The sequence below is a fragment of the Xanthomonas sp. D-109 genome (genome assembly GCF_017746095.1).
GTDB lineage: Bacteria > Pseudomonadota > Gammaproteobacteria > Xanthomonadales > Xanthomonadaceae > Xanthomonas_A > Xanthomonas_A sacchari.
Window position 1 is genome coordinate 246 of the sequence record NZ_JAGHWV010000038.1, and the last position, 15,857, is coordinate 16,102.

Annotated in this window: 15 protein-coding genes and 1 riboswitch; of the genes, 3 read left to right on the forward strand and 12 right to left on the reverse strand. The window is 70.1% G+C overall.

Going from position 1 to position 15,857, the window contains the following annotated elements; genetic code table 11:
- Window positions 1-124: 124 nt before the first annotated feature.
- The 4 genes from nusB to J7357_RS20955 form a co-directional block, all read right to left on the reverse strand.
- Window positions 125-595 carry a transcription antitermination factor NusB gene (gene nusB, locus J7357_RS20940; RefSeq protein ID WP_209032390.1) on the reverse strand — a complete coding sequence of 157 codons (471 nt, stop codon included), beginning with the start codon at window positions 593-595 and terminating at the stop codon, window positions 125-127.
- Window positions 592-1,059 (reverse strand): 6,7-dimethyl-8-ribityllumazine synthase, encoded by a 468-nt coding sequence (gene ribH, locus J7357_RS20945; protein ID WP_209249444.1) that lies wholly within the window; start codon window positions 1,057-1,059, stop codon window positions 592-594. The genes nusB and ribH overlap by 4 nt, the downstream gene beginning before the upstream one ends.
- A gap of 121 nt (window positions 1,060-1,180) precedes the next feature.
- On the reverse strand, window positions 1,181-2,332 hold the full coding sequence (ribB, locus tag J7357_RS20950; RefSeq protein ID WP_209249445.1) for a 3,4-dihydroxy-2-butanone-4-phosphate synthase: 1,152 nt from the start codon (window positions 2,330-2,332) through the stop codon (window positions 1,181-1,183).
- A 91-nt stretch (window positions 2,333-2,423) separates the two neighbouring features.
- Entirely contained in the window at window positions 2,424-3,023 is a 600-nt protein-coding gene (locus J7357_RS20955; protein ID WP_209249446.1) for a riboflavin synthase, read from the reverse strand.
- 79 nt (window positions 3,024-3,102) lie between these two features.
- Window positions 3,103-3,266, reverse strand: a riboswitch (FMN riboswitch).
- A 218-nt stretch (window positions 3,267-3,484) separates the two neighbouring features.
- On the opposite strand from J7357_RS20955, the gene J7357_RS20960 reads away from it, so the two are divergent.
- A complete protein-coding gene (locus tag J7357_RS20960) occupies window positions 3,485-4,108 on the forward strand; it encodes an outer membrane beta-barrel protein (protein WP_209249447.1) in 624 nt (207 codons plus the stop codon).
- An 86-nt stretch (window positions 4,109-4,194) separates the two neighbouring features.
- On the opposite strand, the gene ribD is transcribed toward J7357_RS20960, so the two are convergent.
- From ribD to J7357_RS20990, 6 genes are all read right to left on the reverse strand, one after another.
- Window positions 4,195-5,304 (reverse strand): bifunctional diaminohydroxyphosphoribosylaminopyrimidine deaminase/5-amino-6-(5-phosphoribosylamino)uracil reductase RibD, encoded by a 1,110-nt coding sequence (gene ribD, locus J7357_RS20965; protein WP_209249449.1) that lies wholly within the window; start codon window positions 5,302-5,304, stop codon window positions 4,195-4,197.
- Complete coding sequence (locus tag J7357_RS20970; protein WP_209249450.1) at window positions 5,301-5,777, reverse strand: GNAT family N-acetyltransferase; 477 nt, start codon at window positions 5,775-5,777, stop codon at window positions 5,301-5,303. The genes ribD and J7357_RS20970 overlap by 4 nt, the downstream gene beginning before the upstream one ends.
- 4 nt (window positions 5,778-5,781) lie before the next feature.
- A complete protein-coding gene (gene nrdR / locus J7357_RS20975; protein WP_010340907.1) occupies window positions 5,782-6,312 on the reverse strand; it encodes a transcriptional regulator NrdR in 531 nt (176 codons plus the stop codon).
- A 214-nt stretch (window positions 6,313-6,526) separates the two neighbouring features.
- Window positions 6,527-7,795, reverse strand: coding sequence for a serine hydroxymethyltransferase (gene glyA / locus J7357_RS20980; protein WP_209249451.1), 1,269 nt, complete (start codon window positions 7,793-7,795; stop codon window positions 6,527-6,529).
- 122 nt (window positions 7,796-7,917) lie between these two features.
- The gene (locus J7357_RS20985) at window positions 7,918-8,418 is read right to left on the reverse strand and encodes an RcnB family protein (protein WP_209249452.1); all 501 of its coding nucleotides are present in this window, start codon (window positions 8,416-8,418) and stop codon (window positions 7,918-7,920) included.
- A gap of 110 nt (window positions 8,419-8,528) precedes the next feature.
- On the reverse strand, window positions 8,529-9,452 hold the full coding sequence (locus tag J7357_RS20990) for a helix-turn-helix transcriptional regulator (protein WP_209249453.1): 924 nt from the start codon (window positions 9,450-9,452) through the stop codon (window positions 8,529-8,531).
- 207 nt (window positions 9,453-9,659) lie between these two features.
- Here J7357_RS20990 and J7357_RS20995 point away from each other — a divergent pair, with 207 nt between their 5' ends.
- Complete coding sequence (locus J7357_RS20995; RefSeq protein ID WP_244667722.1) at window positions 9,660-11,114, forward strand: MFS transporter; 1,455 nt, start codon at window positions 9,660-9,662, stop codon at window positions 11,112-11,114.
- Between the two features lie 136 nt (window positions 11,115-11,250).
- On the forward strand, window positions 11,251-12,912 hold the full coding sequence (gene ettA / locus J7357_RS21000; RefSeq protein WP_209032399.1) for an energy-dependent translational throttle protein EttA: 1,662 nt from the start codon (window positions 11,251-11,253) through the stop codon (window positions 12,910-12,912).
- Between the two features lie 187 nt (window positions 12,913-13,099).
- Here ettA and J7357_RS21005 read toward each other — a convergent pair whose 3' ends face one another.
- Together J7357_RS21005 and J7357_RS21010 are read right to left on the reverse strand one after the other, a co-directional pair.
- Window positions 13,100-13,615 (reverse strand): peptide deformylase, encoded by a 516-nt coding sequence (locus J7357_RS21005; protein ID WP_010341952.1) that lies wholly within the window; start codon window positions 13,613-13,615, stop codon window positions 13,100-13,102.
- Window positions 13,616-14,086: 471 nt separating this feature from the next.
- Window positions 14,087-15,857: cellulose synthase subunit BcsC-related outer membrane protein (locus J7357_RS21010; RefSeq protein WP_209249454.1), on the reverse strand; the 1,771-nt coding region annotated here is incomplete at its 5' end.

The window sequence follows — 15,857 nt, forward strand, 5'->3', positions numbered from 1 at the left end:
GGGAATCGGGAATGGGGAGTCGGGAATGGGAAAAGCAGGAGCAACAACCGGCGCGCCGGCGATCTCGGAGGGGACGGCAGTTGCTTTTGCCATTCCCCATTCCCTTTTCCCCATTCCCAGCCCCTCAGCCCCCCGACTCCACCGCGCGCCACTGCAGCGCGGCGCGGTCGAGGACGCCGTTGACGTAGGTGTGGCCGTGTTCGGAGCCGAAGCGCTTGGCGGTCTCGATGGCTTCGTTGATCACCACGCGGTACGGCACGTCCATGCGGTGCAGCAGTTCGTAGGCGGCCAGGCGCAGCACCGCGCGTTCGATCGCGTCCACTTCCTCGACCGTGCGGTCCAGGTAGCCGACCAGTGCTTCGTCCAGTTCGGCGCGGTGCTTGAGCACGCCTTCGACGAGGTTCTCGAAGTACACCAGGTCGGCGATCTCGTGCGCCTGCTCGTGCGCGAACTGGGCGATCACGTGCTGGGCGTTGCCGCCGGAAATCTGCCAGGCGTAGATCGCCTGCAGCGCACGCCGGCGCGCACGCGAACGCAGGACCGGATCGACGCCGTCGCGGCGGGGGTGGTGCTTGTGGCCAGCGGGTTTGTTCACGGCAGCAGCTCCAGCAGATTGACCATCTCCAGCGCGCCCAGCGCCGCTTCCTCGCCCTTGTTGCCGTGGCTGCCGCCGGCACGCGCCTCGGCATCCTCGACCTGCTCCACCGCGAGCACGCCGTTGAGCACCGGGATGCGGAAGTCCAGCGAGACCCGCAGCAGGCCCTGGGCGCAGCCATCGGCCACGTGTTCGTAGTGGCGGGTGTCGCCACGGATCACGCAGCCCAGCGCGATGATCGCGGCATGCTTGCCGGCCGCGGCCAGGCGCGCGGCGACCAGCGGCAGCTCCCACGCGCCCGGCACGCGGATCACGTCCACCGCGTCATCGGCGATGCCGTTGCCGGACAGGCTCTGCCGCGCGCCAGCGACCAGCACGTCGGTGATGCGGGCGTTCCAGCGGCTGGCGATGATCGCGAAACGCGCCGACTCGGGAGTGCGGAGGTCGCCTTCGTAGTGGGACATGGCGGTGGCAGCTTGAGGGGGTGGGAGAGTTTAGCAGGCGGTGGGGCCGCGCCCCGAGGAAGCGCTCCAGGGGCCCCGTGCAGAAGGCCGAGCCACCGCCAATGGCAGGAATCGCGCGGGATCAGCTTTTACCGATTCCCGATTCCCGATTCCCGATTCCCGGCTCCACATGCTCCACCACCTCCAACCCGAACCCCGCCAGGCCGACCTGCCGGCGCGGGGTGCCGAGCACGCGCAGCTTGCCCAGGCCCAGGTCGGCCAGGATCTGGCTGCCGGCGCCGTTGCGCCGCCACTGGCCCACGTCCTTGCCATGCGCCGCTTCCGGCTGTGCGCGCAGCCGCGCCAGCAGCGCTTCGCTGTCGCGCGGCGCCGACAGCACCACCATCACCCCGCGCTCGGCGGCGGCGATCGCGCGCAAGGCGTCGCTGGCGGCCACGCCGAAGTCGTCGCGGCGCCAGTGCAGCAGGTCGGCCAGCGGGTTCTCCACCTGCACCCGCACCAGGGTCGGGGTGTCGGCATCCGGGGTGCCGCGGACCAGGGCGAAGTGCAGGTCGTGCGCGATGCGGTCGCGGTAGGTGACCAGGGTGAAGCCGCCGAACTCGGTGTCGATCGGCCGCTCGTCGATGCGCTCGACGGTGTGCTCGGTGGCCAGACGATAGGCGATCAGGTCGGCGATCGAGCCCATCTTCAGGCCATGGGTGCGCGCGAACTCCTCCAGCTGCGGACGCCGGGCCATGCTGCCGTCGGGATTGAGCACTTCCACCAGCACGCCGGCCGGCTCCAGCCCCGCCAGCATCGGCAGGTCGCTGGCGGCCTCGGTGTGGCCGGCGCGGGTCAGCACGCCGCCGGGCTGGGCGATCAGCGGGAAGATGTGGCCGGGCTGGCTGAGGTCGTGCGGCTTGGCGTCCGGCTTGACCGCCGTGCGCACGGTGTGGGCGCGGTCGTAGGCGGAGATGCCGGTGGTCACGCCCTCGGCGGCCTCGATGCTGACGGTGAAGTTGGTATGGAACTGCGCGGTATTGCGCTGGACCATCGGCGCCAGGCCCAGCTGCGCGCAGCGCTCGCGGGTCAGCGACAGGCACACCAGGCCGCGCGCGTGGGTGACCATGAAATTGATGTCCGAGGGCTTGACCAGCTCGGCGGCCATGATCAGGTCGCCCTCGTTCTCGCGGTCCTCGTCGTCGACGATGACCACCATGCGGCCGGCGCGGAGTTCTTCCAGCAGCTCGGGAACGGAGGCGAAATTGAGGCTCGGGGTAACGGAAGGCGACATGCGGGAACTCGTGGAAAGACGGAGGATGCCGCGCGCGCCGCGGACAGCGGCGCAGCGTGGCGGATAGGCGGAAGGCCGGACGACGCCAGGATCAGTCCTGGCGGCCCTGCAGCAGGCGTTCGACGTAGCGCGCGACCAGGTCGATCTCCAGGTTCACCGCCGCACCGAGCGCGGTGTGCGCGAACGCGGTGTGCGCCACGGTGTGCGGGATCAACGCGACCTCGAAGCCTTGCGCATCGACTTCATTGACGGTGAGGCTGACCCCATCCACGCAGATCGAGCCCTTCTTGGCGATGTAGCGCAGCAGCGTGGCCGGCGCGGCGAAGCGCCAGCGCTGCGCGCGCGCGTCGTCGTGGATCGACAGCACCTCACCAAGGCCGTCGACATGGCCGCTGACCAGGTGCCCGCCGAGGCGGTCGCTGGGACGCATCGCCCGCTCCAGGTTCAGCACCGCGCCCTCGGCCAGGCGGCCGAGCGTGGTCAGCGCCAGGGTTTCGGTGGAGGCGTCGGCCTGGAACGCCGCCGCGTCGAAGGCGATCACGGTCAGGCACACGCCGTTGACTGCGATGCTTTCGCCCAGGCGCACGTCGGCGAACGGCAGGCTGCCGGTGGCGAAGGTGAAGCGGAGATCGCCGCCCTGCGGCTGGCGTGCGGCGAGATGGCCGACGCCTTCGATGATTCCGGTGAACATAGCTACGTTTCTCGCAATGGGGTGAGCGAAAAACGCCACAAGGCAAACAGGCACGCGCACAGCCGCAAGGCTGCGCGAAGGCCGTCTTCTTTCATCCGGACTATACCGTCGGCCCCGGCATCGCACCGGATCTGCTGACCTTCCCGATCCGGCGCATCGCGCCTGCGCCGGGAAGCGCTCGCGGGCTCGTGCGCGAGCGCACCTACCGCCGGTGGGGAATCGCACCCCGCCCTGAAGACGTTTGTGGTCGCCGGCGAACCGGCCTGCGCATTCTAGCAGGCGTGGTCAGGCGGGCCCGATCCGCACTGTCGATCAGGGCAGGACACTGCATCGCGCGGCATGCGCGCCCCCAAGACAGCAATGTGAAATATTTGTTAAGATGCGCAAGGCGACAGCGACGTCGCCCGTGTCCGCCCTGCAACGGGGCACCGACACTGCCATTCATTCGGAGAGCACCACCCATGCGCAACACCCTGATCCTGGCTGCCCTGTTGGCGGCCGCACCCTTTGCCGCGTCGGCCGAGGGCCTGAGCTACAACTATGTCGAAGGCGGCTGGAACCGCACCGAGATCAACGTCAACGCGTCCTCCGAGGACATCAACGGCGGCTACCTGCGCGGCTCCTGGCAGATTGCCGAGCCGGCGTATGTGTTCGCCGGCTACCAGCGCGCCAGCGAAGACTTCGTCCTGTCCGAGGTGTACACCGCCAAGGTAACCGTGCAGCAGGCCAACCTGGGCATCGGCTACCGGCAGGAAATGACCGAGCGGGTGGACTTCATCGCAGACGCCAGCGTGCTGCGGGTCAAGGCCGAAGCCGACCTGCGCGAGGACGGCGTGCGTCTCGGCCGCGGCTCCGATTCCAGCACCCTGGGTGCCGTCAATCTCGGGTTGCGCGGCAAGCCCTCGCCGCGGACCGAAGCCTGGATCAAGGCCGGCTACATCGACGGCAGCGATGCCGACGAAGGCAAGTTCGTCGGCACCCTCGGTGGCCAGATCAACTTCACTCGCACCTGGGGCATGGTCGGCGAATTCCAATACATCGATGATGCCAGCCAGTACAAGGTCGGCGTGCGCGCCAGCTTCTGATCCAAGACCTGGCGCTTTGCGCACAAAGGGCACGCCGGCGAACAGCGCCGGCGTGCCCTTCGCGTTGATGCGTTGCGTTGACGGACTCAGTCCGCTGCCGGGAGATAGCGCAAGCGCAGGTCCTGCCCCAGTTGCACGATGTCCGCAAGCTGCAGCGGCACCCGCTGCGCCATGGTCTCGATGCCGAGCCCGGCCAGCAGCGGACGGGCGGTATCGCCGAGCAGCAGCGGCGCCATGTACACCAGCAGCTCGTCGACCAGGCCGGCGCGCAGCAACGCGCCGCTCAGCGTCGCGCCCGCTTCGACCTGCACCTCGTTGATGCCGCGTTCGCCGAGCAGGCGCAGCGCCGCATGCAGATCGCAGCGCCCGTCGTGCAGCGGCACGGCGGCGAATGTCGCGTGATCCAGCGTCGGCAGCACGCGGTCCGGCCCATGCAGGTACAGGGTCGGCGCGCTGCGGTCGCGGACCTTGGCCTGGGCCAGGCTGCGCAGTTGTGCGTCCAGCACCACGCGCAGTGGCGGCATCACCTCGGTCGCCGCATCCAGGCGCACGGTCAGCGCCGGATCGTCGGCCAGCACGGTGCCGGCGCCGGTGAGGATGGCGCCGGCGCGGGCGCGCCAATGCTGCACGTCCTGGCGTGCCGCCGCGCCGGTGATCCATTTCGATTCGCCGCTGGCCAGGGCGATGCGTCCGTCCAGGCTGGCACCGAGCTTGATCCGCAGCCACGGTCGGCCACGCTCCACCCGCGACAGGAAGCCACGGTTGAGCGCGCGCGCCTGCGCTTGCATCAACCCGGATTGCACCGCGATACCGGCTTCGCGCAGCAGTGCGAAGCCGCCGCCGTTGACCTGCGGGAACGGGTCGGCCATCGCCGCCACCACCCGCGCCACCCCGGCCTCGATCAGCGCCAGCGCGCATGGCGGGGTGCGGCCGTAGTGCGCGCACGGCTCCAGGGTCACGTAGGCGGTGGCGCCGCGGGCGCGTTCGCCGGCGGCGCGCAGCGCGAACACCTCCGCGTGCGGCCCGCCGGCGCGCTGGTGGAAGCCCTCGCCGACCACCGCGCCGTCGCGCACGATCACGCAACCGACCATCGGGTTCGGCCGCGTGGTGTAGGCGCCGCGCTCGGCCAAGCGCAGGGCCTGCGCCATCCAGCGATGGTCGTCGGCGGAAAAGTCGGAGACGGCGTTGGCGCTCATGCGGCAGCAGCGCCGACGTCGCGGCGCATCACCACCACGTACAGCGGCCCCAGCGGCAGGTCGGCATGGCGCTGCCAGCCCAGGCGCTCGTAGAACGGCACCAGCACCGGCTCGCAGTACAGGTACAGCCACTGCACGCCGAAGCCCGCGGCGGCCTGCACGCAATGCGCGACCAGGGCGGCGCCAACGCCGGCGCCGCGCGCCTGCGGCCGCACGTACAGCGTGGCCAGCCACGGCGAGAACTGGCGGATGCGCGCATCGTCGTTCTGCAGCAGGCTCACCGAGCCCAGCCAGTCGTCACCCGCGAGCGCGATCCAGCTGGTGGGAATGCGTTTGTCGTCGCGATGGCTGCGCAGGTCGGCCTCGGCCTCCACCACGTTCCATTCCGGCAGCAGCGCACCGAAGGCCTGCAGATGCTCCTGCGCCAGCGTCGGGATGTGCTGCGCGGCCTCGGCCAGACAGACGATGCGCATGCGCTCAGCGCTTGCCGGTCTTGTCGCCCGGCTTGGCCGCGCGCACCAGGTCCAGCAGCGGCAACTGCTCGCTGCCGACCGGCAATTCGCGCTCGAGCTTCTCGATCTCCTCGCGGAAATCGGCCACGTCCTGGAAGCTGCGGTATACCGAGGCGAAGCGCACGTAGCCGACGTGGTCGAGCTTGCGCAGCTCGGCCATGACGTACTCGCCGACCCGGATCGAGGGCAGTTCGCGCTCGCCGGACATGCGCAACTGGTGCACCACCGCGCGCACCGCCGCCTCGATCTGCTCCTCGGCCACCGGCCGCTTCTGCAGCGCGCGGTCGAAGCTGGTGCGCAGCTTGCGCGCATCGAACGCCTCGCGCCCGCCGTCGCTCTTGATCACCGTGGGCAGCTTGAGCTCGATCGTCTCCAGCGTACTGAAGCGCTCGCCGCAGGCCTCGCACTCGCGACGCCGACGGATCGTCGCGCCATCCTCGGACACGCGCGAATCGATCACCCGGGTATCGGTGTGCTGGCAGAAGGGGCAGTGCATTCAGGGCGCCGGGAATGGGGAAACGGGAATGGGGAATGGGAACGTCAACAGCGCAAGCGTAGCGCGTCTGACCATTCCCGATTCTCCATTCTCCATTCCCGCCTCAGCCATATAGGTGCCGGGAGTGGGGAAACGGGAATGGGGAATGGGAACGCCAAGGGCGCCAGCGAGCGCTTTCAACCATTCCCGATTCTCCATTCCCCATTCCCGTTTTTCAGCCATACACCGGATACTTGCGGCACTGCGCGGTCACCGCGTCGCGCACGCGGGCCAGCACGGTGTCGTCGGCCGGGGCGTCGAGCACGTCGGCGATCCAGTTGGCGAGGTCGACGCAGTCCTGCTCCTGGTAGCCACGGGTGGTGATCGCCGGGGTGCCCAGGCGCAGGCCCGAGGTCACGAACGGCGAGCGCGGGTCGTTGGGCACCGAGTTCTTGTTGACGGTGATGTGGGCCTTGCCCAGCGCCGCCTCCGCGTCCTTGCCGGAGACATCGCGGCCGATCATGTCGACCAGCATCAGGTGGTTTTCGGTGCCGCCGGAGACGATCTTGTAGCCGCGCGCGATCAGGGTCTTGGCCATGGCCTGCGCGTTCTTCACCACCTGCTGCTGGTAGCTGGTGAACTCCGGCTCCAGCGCTTCCTTGAACGCCACCGCCTTGGCCGCGATCACGTGCATCAGCGGGCCGCCCTGGATGCCGGGGAACACGATCGACTGCAGCTTCTTGGACAGGTCCTCGAGCATGTCGCCGGCGCCGGCGGCACTGGCGACGATGATGCCGCCGCGCGGGCCGCGCAGGGTCTTGTGGGTGGTGGAGGTGACCACGTGCGCGTGCGGCAGCGGGGTCGGATACACGCCGGCGGCGACCAGGCCGGCCACGTGCGCCATGTCCACGAAGAAGTACGCGCCGACCTTGTCGGCGATGGCGCGGAAGCGCGCCCAGTCGATGACCTGCGAGTACGCGGAGAAGCCCGCCACCACCATCTTCGGCTTGTGTTCCAGGGCCAGGCGCTCGACCTCGTCGTAGTCGATCAGGCCCTGGTCGTTGACGCCGTACTGCACGGCGTTGAACAGCTTGCCGGAGGCGTTGACCTTGGCACCGTGGGTCAGGTGGCCGCCGTGCGCCAGCGACATGCCGAGGATGGTGTCGCCCGGCTGCAGCAGCGCGAAGTACACCGCCTGGTTGGCCTGCGAGCCGCTGTGCGGCTGCACGTTGGCATAGTCGGCACCGAACAGTTGCTTGACCCGGTCGATCGCCAGCTGCTCGGCAACGTCGACGAATTCGCAGCCGCCGTAGTAGCGCTTGCCCGGATAGCCTTCGGCGTACTTGTTGGTGAGCTGGCTGCCCTGCGCTTCCATCACCAGCGGGCTGCAGTAGTTCTCGCTGGCGATCAGCTCGACGTGGTCTTCCTGGCGGCCGGCTTCGGCGGCGATGGCGCGGGCCAGGTCGGGATCGTAGGTTTCGATGCGGGCGTCGCGCGGGAACATCGGGTCTCCGGGGGGCATGGACAGAAGGCAGACGACTAGTTTAAGCCCCGCGCGCGCCCGAGGGCGAACCAAAACGCGAACGGCCTCCCGAGGGAGGCCGTTCGGCAGTGCTGCGGCGCGGATCAGCGGCCGCTGAGCACCAGGTCGGCGATGATGCCGCTGGCGATGGCGACCAGCAGCAGGTTGCCGGTGTCGTCGCGCACCCAGCGGTAGCCGTGCGGCGGGCGCCGGACCTGGTAGCGGTCGTAGTCGTAGACCACGTAGTTCGGGCCGTAGTAGCGCTGGCCGCGCGCCCAGCGCGGCGGGCCCGGGCGGTAGTAGACGACATCCGGTCCGTTGCGATAGCCGTCGCGGTAGCCGCGGTCGTAGGCGCGACGGGCGTCGCGGCGGTCGCGCTCGCGGTCGCGCCAGTCGCGATCGCGATCGGCGTCACGGTAGCCGCGGTCGTACCAGCCATGGTCGCGCGGACCCGGTCCCGGCGGCGGGGGCGGCGGCCCCGGAGGACCCGGCGGGCCCCAGCCCGGACCCGGGCCGCCCGGCCCCCAGGCGAACGCGGATGGCGCCATGAAACCCAGCGCCAGCGCGGACGAAAGGGCAATTGTGGCAACGCGTTTCATGTTCATGGCAACTCCGTCACGTGGTGTGGCAGATGCATTTAGGCCGTTTTCGTCTGAACCGTCTCCTGCTGGAATCGGTTACGTATTCAGCTTCCCGGATCGGGCTAGGAAAGCGTTCATCCAGTGGCATTTCCGGCCTGCGCGTGCAGGCGCAACAGCGCGGCCTGCGCTGTGTCATCGGCCGGCAAATAGACCACCAGGCGGTTGCCGTTGCGCGGCGCCGACCACCAGTTGACCTGCTGCAGGCGCAGTTCGCCTTCCTGCGGATGGCGGAAGCGCTTGAGCTGGTTCTCCACGCCGCGCACCTCGCGCCGCTGCCGCCACAGCGCATCGAATTCGGACGAGGCCGCACGGTAGCGCGCCAGCAAGGCCTCCCATTCCGGCTCGCCCAGGTGCTCGGCCATCGCCGCGCGCAGCAATGCCACCATGTGCTGCAGCACGTCCTGGCGATCGAGCAGCGCGTCGCGCCAGCGCGGATTGGTGAAGGCCTGATAGACGCAGTTGCGATCGGCGTCCGCCAGGTCGGCCAGGGTCACCCCCATCAAGCGCTCGAAGGCCGGGTTGGCGCCGAGGATGTCGAAGCGCGGCGTCTGCAGCATCGCCGGCCACGGCCCGAGCTGATCGAGCAGCATGCGCGCGGTGCCGGTCAGGCGTTGGCACGGCGGCGGCGCCAGGGCCGTGGTCTCGCCCACCCCGGCCAGCGCCAGCACGTGCGCGGTTTCCACCTCCGAACACTGCAGGGCGCGGGCGATGGCGGTCAGCACGCGCGCCGAGGCGCGGACCGGGCGCCCCTGCTCCAGCCACGTGTACCAGGTGACGCCGACATCGGCGAGCAAGGCCACTTCCTCGCGGCGAAGGCCGGGGGTGCGGCGCCTGCCGCCGCGCGGCAGCGCCAGCCGCGCCGGATCCAGGCTCTCGCGGCGGGCGCGCAGGAACGCGCCCAGCGCGCGGGCGCGCTCGCTGGCCAGGGCCGGGCCGGACGCGGCCGCTGCGGCGGCCCGCTGCGGCGTGGGCGTGGAATGGGCGAGGTCCAGTTGCATCGTCTTCTCCGCGTCGTTGTCTGCCGGCACCGAACGATCTGGCGTCAGGTCGCGGCGCACGCCGCGTCGCCGTGTCCGGCCCCGCTGAAACGGCGCCCGGGACCGTCAGGGAGGCACTGTCAGTACCAGGATAAATGAGTCCTTGTACCAGTTTAGCGACTGCCCATACTGCGCGCCATGACCACGCCCACCTCCCCCGCTTCCGCCATGTCCGCCATATCCACCGGCGTCCCCACCCTCAGCCGCCGCGGCCTGGGCATCCTGCTGATCGGGCAGATGCTGCCGCTGATCGACTTCTCCATCCTCAACGTCGCGCTCGGCTCGATCGCGCACACACTGCATGCGTCGGCGACCCAACTGGAACTGATCGTGGCCGTCTACGGTGTCGCCTTCGCGGTGGGCCTGGCGGCGGGCGGCCGGCTCGGCGACAACCTCGGCCGGCGCCGGGTGTTCGGCGCCGGCGTGATGCTGTTCGGCCTGGCCTCCTTGCTGTGCGGCGTCGCCGGTTCGGTGGGAGCACTGCTGGCCGGCCGCATCCTGCAGGGACTGGGGGCGGCGCTGGCGGTGCCGCAGATCCTCGCCACCATCCACGTCAGCCTGCACGGCAAGGCGCATGCCCGGGCATTGGCGCTGTACGGCTCGCTGGGCGGCATCGCCTTCGTCATCGGCCAGGTGCTGGGCGGCTCGCTGGTCAGCGCCAACATCGGCGGCTCCGGCTGGCGCAGCGTGTTCCTGATCAACCTGCCGTTCTGCCTGCTGGCGCTGGCCTGCCTGCGCGCGGTGCCGGAGACCCGCGCGGCCCGGCGGATGCCGCCCGACCTGGCCGGCGCCGGGCTGCTGGGGCTGTTCCTGGCCTGCCTGCTGCTGCCGTTGGCGCTGGGCCCTTCCCTGCACTGGCCGCCGGCGTGCCTGGCGGTGCTGGCCGCGTGCCTGCCGCTGCTGGCGGCGCTGGCCCGGGTCGAACTGTGGCAGGAACGCCGCGGGCGCACGCCGCTGCTGCCGCCGGCCCTGCTGAGGCTGCCCAGCGTGCGCTTCGCGCTGCTGGTGGGCGGGGTGTTCTTCACCTGCTGGAGCGGCTTCATGTTCGTGCTGGCGCTGACCCTGCAGACCGGCGCCGGGCTGTCGCCGCTGCAGTCGGGCAATGCCTTCATCGTGCTGGGAGCGGCCTACTTCGCCTCGGCGCTGGTCAGCGCCCGCGTGGCGACGCGCTGCGGCCCGCTGCCGACGCTGCTGCTGGGCTGCGTAGTGCAGATGCTGGGCCTGCTGGCACTGGGCTGGACGCTGCACGCGGTGTGGCCGCACCCGGGCGCGGCCAACCTGGCGCCGGCGACCGCGCTGATCGGCGCCGGCCAGGCCTGGATCGTGGCCAGCTTCTACCGCATCGGCCTGTCGCAGGTGCCCACCGACCATGCCGGCGCCGGCAGCGCCATGCTCTCCACCATCCTGCAGGCGGCCATGGGCCTGGGGCCGGCGGCACTGGGCGCGATCTACGCGCACGCCCACCGCGGCGGCAGCCTGGCCGCAATGCAGGCGGCCCTGCACAGCGAGTGGCTGGCGATGCTGCTGCTGGTGCTCTGCGCGCTGTTCTACCTGCGCCGGCAGCGCCGCGCCGGCGCATCGTCGACGGCGTCGACCGCGGCACTGCCGCCGCTCGCCGAATAGCCTGCGCAGCACCGCCAGCGCGTGTGCTGGCGCAACCGCGGCAACGATTGCCGGCAGCCGTCCGGCTATAATCCGTCATCCCTTTCGACGCCCTCCGGCTGCCGGCCGGCGGGCGCCCTGCGCCTTTGGAGCTGCCATGTCGCAATACATCTACACCATGAACCGGGTCAGTAAGACCGTGCCGCCCAAGCGCCAGATCATCAAGGACATCTCGCTGTCCTTCTTCCCCGGCGCCAAGATCGGCCTGCTCGGCCTCAACGGCGCCGGCAAGTCCACCGTGCTGAAGATCATGGCCGGCGTGGACACCGATTTCGAAGGCGAGGCGCGTCCGCAGCCCGGCACCAAGGTCGGCTACCTGGCGCAGGAGCCGGAACTGGATCCGAACAAGACCGTGCGCGAGTCGGTCGAGGAAGGCGTGGGCGAAGTGCTGCAGGCGCAGGCCGCGCTGGAAGCGGTGTACGCCGCCTATGCCGAGGAAGGCGCCGATTTCGACGCGCTGGCCAAGGAACAGGAGCGCCTGGAGGCGATCCTCGCCGCTGGCGACGCGCACACCCTGGAAAACCAGCTCGACGTGGCCGCCGACGCGCTGCGGCTGCCGCCGTGGGACGCCAAGATCGCCAACCTGTCCGGCGGCGAGAAGCGCCGCGTGGCGCTGTGCCGGCTGCTGCTGCAGAAGCCGGACATGCTGCTGCTCGACGAACCGACCAACCACCTCGACGCCGAGTCGGTGGAGTGGCTGGAGCAGTTCCTGGCGCGCTACACCGGCACCGTGGTCGCGGTTACCCACGATCGCTACTTCCTCGACAACGCCGCCGAGTGGATCCTGGAACTGGACCGCGGCCGCGGCATTCCGTGGAAGGGCAACTACACCGAATGGCTGATGCAGAAGGACGAGCGCCTGAAGCAGGAAGAGAACCAGGAGAAGGCGCGGCAGAAGGCGATCCAGAAGGAACTGGAGTGGGCCCGGCAGAACGCCAAGGGCGGCCGTTCCAAGGGCAAGGCGCGTCTGGCGCGCCTGGACGAACTGCAGTCGGTCGACTACCAGAAGCGCAACGAGACCAACGAAATCTTCATCCCGCCGGGCGAGCGCCTGGGCAACTCGGTGATGGAGTTCAAGAACGTCTCCAAGAAGTTCGGCGACCGCCTGCTGATCGACAACCTGTCGATGATCATCCCGCCGGGCGCCATCGTCGGCATCATCGGCCCCAACGGCGCCGGCAAGTCGACCCTGTTCAAGATGATCACCGGGCAGGAGAAGCCGGATTCGGGCGAGATCGTGGTCGGCCCGACCGTGCAGCTGTCGTACGTGGACCAGAGCCGCGACAAGCTGGAAGGCAACCACAACGTGTTCCAGGAGATTTCCGGCGGCCTGGACATCCTCAACATCAACGGCGTGGAGATCCAGTCGCGCGCCTACATCGGCCGCTTCAACTTCAAGGGCCAGGACCAGCAGAAGATGGTCGGCTCGCTGTCCGGCGGCGAGCGCGGCCGCCTGCACATGGCCAAGACCCTGCTGCAGGGCGGCAACGTGCTGCTGCTCGACGAACCGTCCAACGACCTGGACATCGAAACCCTGCGCGCACTGGAAGACGCGCTGCTGGAGTTCCCGGGCAACACCTTCGTGATCTCGCACGATCGCTGGTTCCTGGACCGCATCGCCACCCACATCATCGCCTTCGAGGGCGACTCGCACGTGGAGTTCTTCCAGGGCAACTACCGCGAGTACGAGGAAGACAAGAAGCGCCGCATGGGCGACGACGCCGGCCCCAAGCGCCTGCGCTTCAAGGCGCTGAAGTAAGCCGCAGCGCGTTCCTGGCAGCACCCGCCACGGCCCGCCTCGCGCGGGCCGTGTGCGTTTTGGGCAGCGCCTGTGATCGGCGCTGTCGTCGGAGCGGCTTCAGCCGCGACCGGGCCGTGACCGGGAACGCCCGGTCGCGGCTGAAGCCGCTCCGACGAAAATCAACAGCACAACGCCGATGCCGGCACTACAAGTCGTAGGAGAGCACGTCCTCGAAGCCGAACTTGTCGAAGTCGCGGATGCGCGAGGGATACAGGCGGCCGATCAGGTGGTCGTGCTCGTGCTGCACCACGCGGGCGTGGAAACCCTCGGCGTCGCGTTGCAGCGGAGTTCCGTCGGGCAGCACGCCGCGGTAGCGGATGTGCCGGTAGCGCGGAATCACCGCGCGCAGTCCGGGAATGGACAGGCAGCCTTCCCAGCCATCCTCCAGGTCGTCGGACAGCGGCTCGATCTCCACGTTGGCCAGGGCGGTGCGCGGCACCGGCGGCGCGTCCGGATAGCGGGCGCTGCGCTCGAAGCCGAACACCATCAGTTGCAGATCCACCGCGATCTGCGGCGCGGCCAGGCCGACGCCGCGCGCGGCGTCCATGGTCTCGAACATGTCGGCGACCAGCGCATGCAGTTGCGCGCTGTCGAAATCGGTAACCGGCGGCGCCTGGCGCAGCAGACGCGGGTCGCCCATGCGGATGATGTCGCGGATCATGTGCGGACTCCTGGCAGCGGGGAATGGCCGCGATTATCCGCCGTGGCGGCGACGCGTGCAGCGCGGGCTGCGGCCTCCCCTGCCCCGACTGCGACACACCGCGGTGCAATCCCCGTGTTGCGGCAAAGCGCTTGGCGAATTCTGCAGGTGCGAACTGTCATGCAGCCGCGACGCGCGACGTGGCGCGCTTGCCGATGGCGCAATGCGTCGGGACTGAAGTCCCTCCCACCGTGCACCCAGCCAGCGTAGCGCGCGTTCCGTCACGCGTGGTTCCGTAGCGCCGTGGGCCATCCGCCGAGATGGATGTGCACACGTGACGCCCGCCTGACGTCGCTCCCGCAGGGATGCGCTTGGCATCCTTGTGGGAGGGACTTCAGTCCCGACGACGGAGGGTGTCAGTCGGGTTTCGGCGTCGCTTGTCGCGGCTGTACGACAGTTGACGCCTGCGCCGGTCTCCGCGCGCCGCGCGCCCTACTCCGGCACGTACGGCGAGGCCAGCACCTGCGGGCGGCGGCCGAGGCCGGCGCCGAGCCGGTCGAGCACGAAGCGCACGTAGAGGTTGGTGCTGAACTGGGTGTAGTCGCGGGCGTTGTTGAGCAGTAGGCGACCGCCCAGGAACAGTTGCGGGGCGATCTGCCACTCCGCCGCACCGGCGATGTTGTACGACATGCCGGTCTTGCTCTGCCCGGCGTAGACCGGCGCGACGTAGCGGTCGGTCAGCCCCAGCAGCGCGGCCAGCGAGGCGGCGTCGTAGGCGGCCTGCTGCATCTGCGCGCTGGTCGGGAAGTACGGGCTGTCGTCGCTGCGGAAGTGCTGCACGCCGACGCTGGCGTCCACGCTCCAGTTGACCGTGCGTCCGGCGGTGCGCCCGCTCCAGTGCACCGGGAAGCCCAGGTCCACGTAGTCCTGCGGGCTGAAGTAACCGCCCTGGCCATAGGTGTAGCCGCCCAGGTTCTTGTCGTACTGCATCGCGGTCAGGTTGAGGCCGGCAGTCAACGACTGGTTCTCGGTGTCCAGCGCGTGCACGTACACGCCCAGGTCGACCTGGCGGTGGTCGTTGCTGGCGACGTTGCGGCCGACCAGGCGGTCGGCGCTGGCGCTGGCGTAGCCGCCGAGCAGGCCGTTGTCGAGGGTGGCCGACAGGCGCAGGCCGTTGCTGGTCACGCCACCCCAGCCGAGCCCGGTGCGGCCGTCGTCGACGCCGCCGAAGGACAGCAGGCTGTCGCTGACCGCGCGCCGGAACACCTCGCCCGAATAGGTGAGGTTGTCGCCGGCCTGGCCGCGATAGCCGACGCCGCCGACGATGCGGCGCTCGGGGAAGCCGACCGGGGTGCTGCCGAGATCGGCGCTGAAGCCGCCGTTCTTGTAGGTGACCGCCATGCCGACGCCGCGCGCGTCCTGGTCCATGCGCCGCGCGCCGTTGCCGTTGGCGGCCATGGTGTACAGCGCCTGGCTGAAGCCGGCCGGCGTCAGCGCCGCGGCAGTGGGATTGGCGGCGAGGTTGCGGAAGCGGGCGATGTCGGCGGCGCTGAGGTCGGCGCTGCGCGAGGCATCGCCGAGGATGGCGCTGGCCAGCGTGCCGATGGCGGTATCGGCGGCGGTGTTGCCGAGCAGGAACGCCGACAGCGGTTCGGCGTACAGCGCCTGCAGCGCCGCCGCTTCGCGCTGCGCGTTGGTCAGCGCCGGGTCGGTGTCGTTGAACAGCTTGTTGTACAGCCCGCTGTTGACTGCGTAGGTGCGCAGCGCGTTGCGGGTGGCGTTGCTGTTGCCCTCGGTGAGCAGCAGTTGGTACAGGTCGCTGCCGACCAGGCTGTCGATCGGCGTGCGGTCGGCGGCCAGGGCATCGCCCATCGCCGCAGCGGGGCCGGCGCCGAAACGGCTGGCGGTGGCGTAGTCGGTGCCGAGCGTGCCCGCGTCGAGCAGGGTCGGGGTGACATCGACCTGCAGCTTGCCCTCGCCCACCGCGAATTCGCCGTGCAGCGGCACTTCCAGGTCGCGCAGCCGGCCGAGGCCGGCCTCGCCGTCGCGGGCGCGGTAGCTGGCGCCGGTGGCGAGGCTGTCGCTGTTCTCCGCCTGCACCTCGCGCAGTTCGTCGAGCACGCTGGAGCCGCCGGCGGCGGTGGCCGGCGCGGCCGGCTGGCGCAGGGACGCGCGCGGCGCGGCGGCCAGCAGCCCGTCCTCGTCGGGCAGCGCGCGCGGCGCGGTGCGGGCGGTGGTGGCGCGCTGGCCCGGCACCGGCAAC

Excerpts from the sequence above, each read along its gene's own strand:
- ribH (WP_209249444.1), bottom strand. The coding sequence starts at position 1,059 with ATGTCCCACTACGAAGGCGACCTCCGCACTCCCGAGTCGGCGCGTTTC.
- ribB (WP_209249445.1), bottom strand. The coding sequence starts at position 2,332 with ATGTCGCCTTCCGTTACCCCGAGCCTCAATTTCGCCTCCGTTCCCGAG.
- J7357_RS20955 (WP_209249446.1), bottom strand. The coding sequence starts at position 3,023 with ATGTTCACCGGAATCATCGAAGGCGTCGGCCATCTCGCCGCACGCCAG.
- J7357_RS20960 (WP_209249447.1), top strand. The coding sequence starts at position 3,485 with ATGCGCAACACCCTGATCCTGGCTGCCCTGTTGGCGGCCGCACCCTTT.
- ribD (WP_209249449.1), bottom strand. The coding sequence starts at position 5,304 with ATGAGCGCCAACGCCGTCTCCGACTTTTCCGCCGACGACCATCGCTGG.
- J7357_RS20970 (WP_209249450.1), bottom strand. The coding sequence starts at position 5,777 with ATGCGCATCGTCTGTCTGGCCGAGGCCGCGCAGCACATCCCGACGCTG.
- nrdR (WP_010340907.1), bottom strand. The coding sequence starts at position 6,312 with ATGCACTGCCCCTTCTGCCAGCACACCGATACCCGGGTGATCGATTCG.
- glyA (WP_209249451.1), bottom strand. The coding sequence starts at position 7,795 with ATGTTCCCGCGCGACGCCCGCATCGAAACCTACGATCCCGACCTGGCC.
- J7357_RS20985 (WP_209249452.1), bottom strand. The coding sequence starts at position 8,418 with ATGAACATGAAACGCGTTGCCACAATTGCCCTTTCGTCCGCGCTGGCG.
- J7357_RS20990 (WP_209249453.1), bottom strand. The coding sequence starts at position 9,452 with ATGCAACTGGACCTCGCCCATTCCACGCCCACGCCGCAGCGGGCCGCC.
- J7357_RS20995 (WP_244667722.1), top strand. The coding sequence starts at position 9,660 with ATGTCCGCCATATCCACCGGCGTCCCCACCCTCAGCCGCCGCGGCCTG.
- ettA (WP_209032399.1), top strand. The coding sequence starts at position 11,251 with ATGTCGCAATACATCTACACCATGAACCGGGTCAGTAAGACCGTGCCG.
- J7357_RS21005 (WP_010341952.1), bottom strand. The coding sequence starts at position 13,615 with ATGATCCGCGACATCATCCGCATGGGCGACCCGCGTCTGCTGCGCCAG.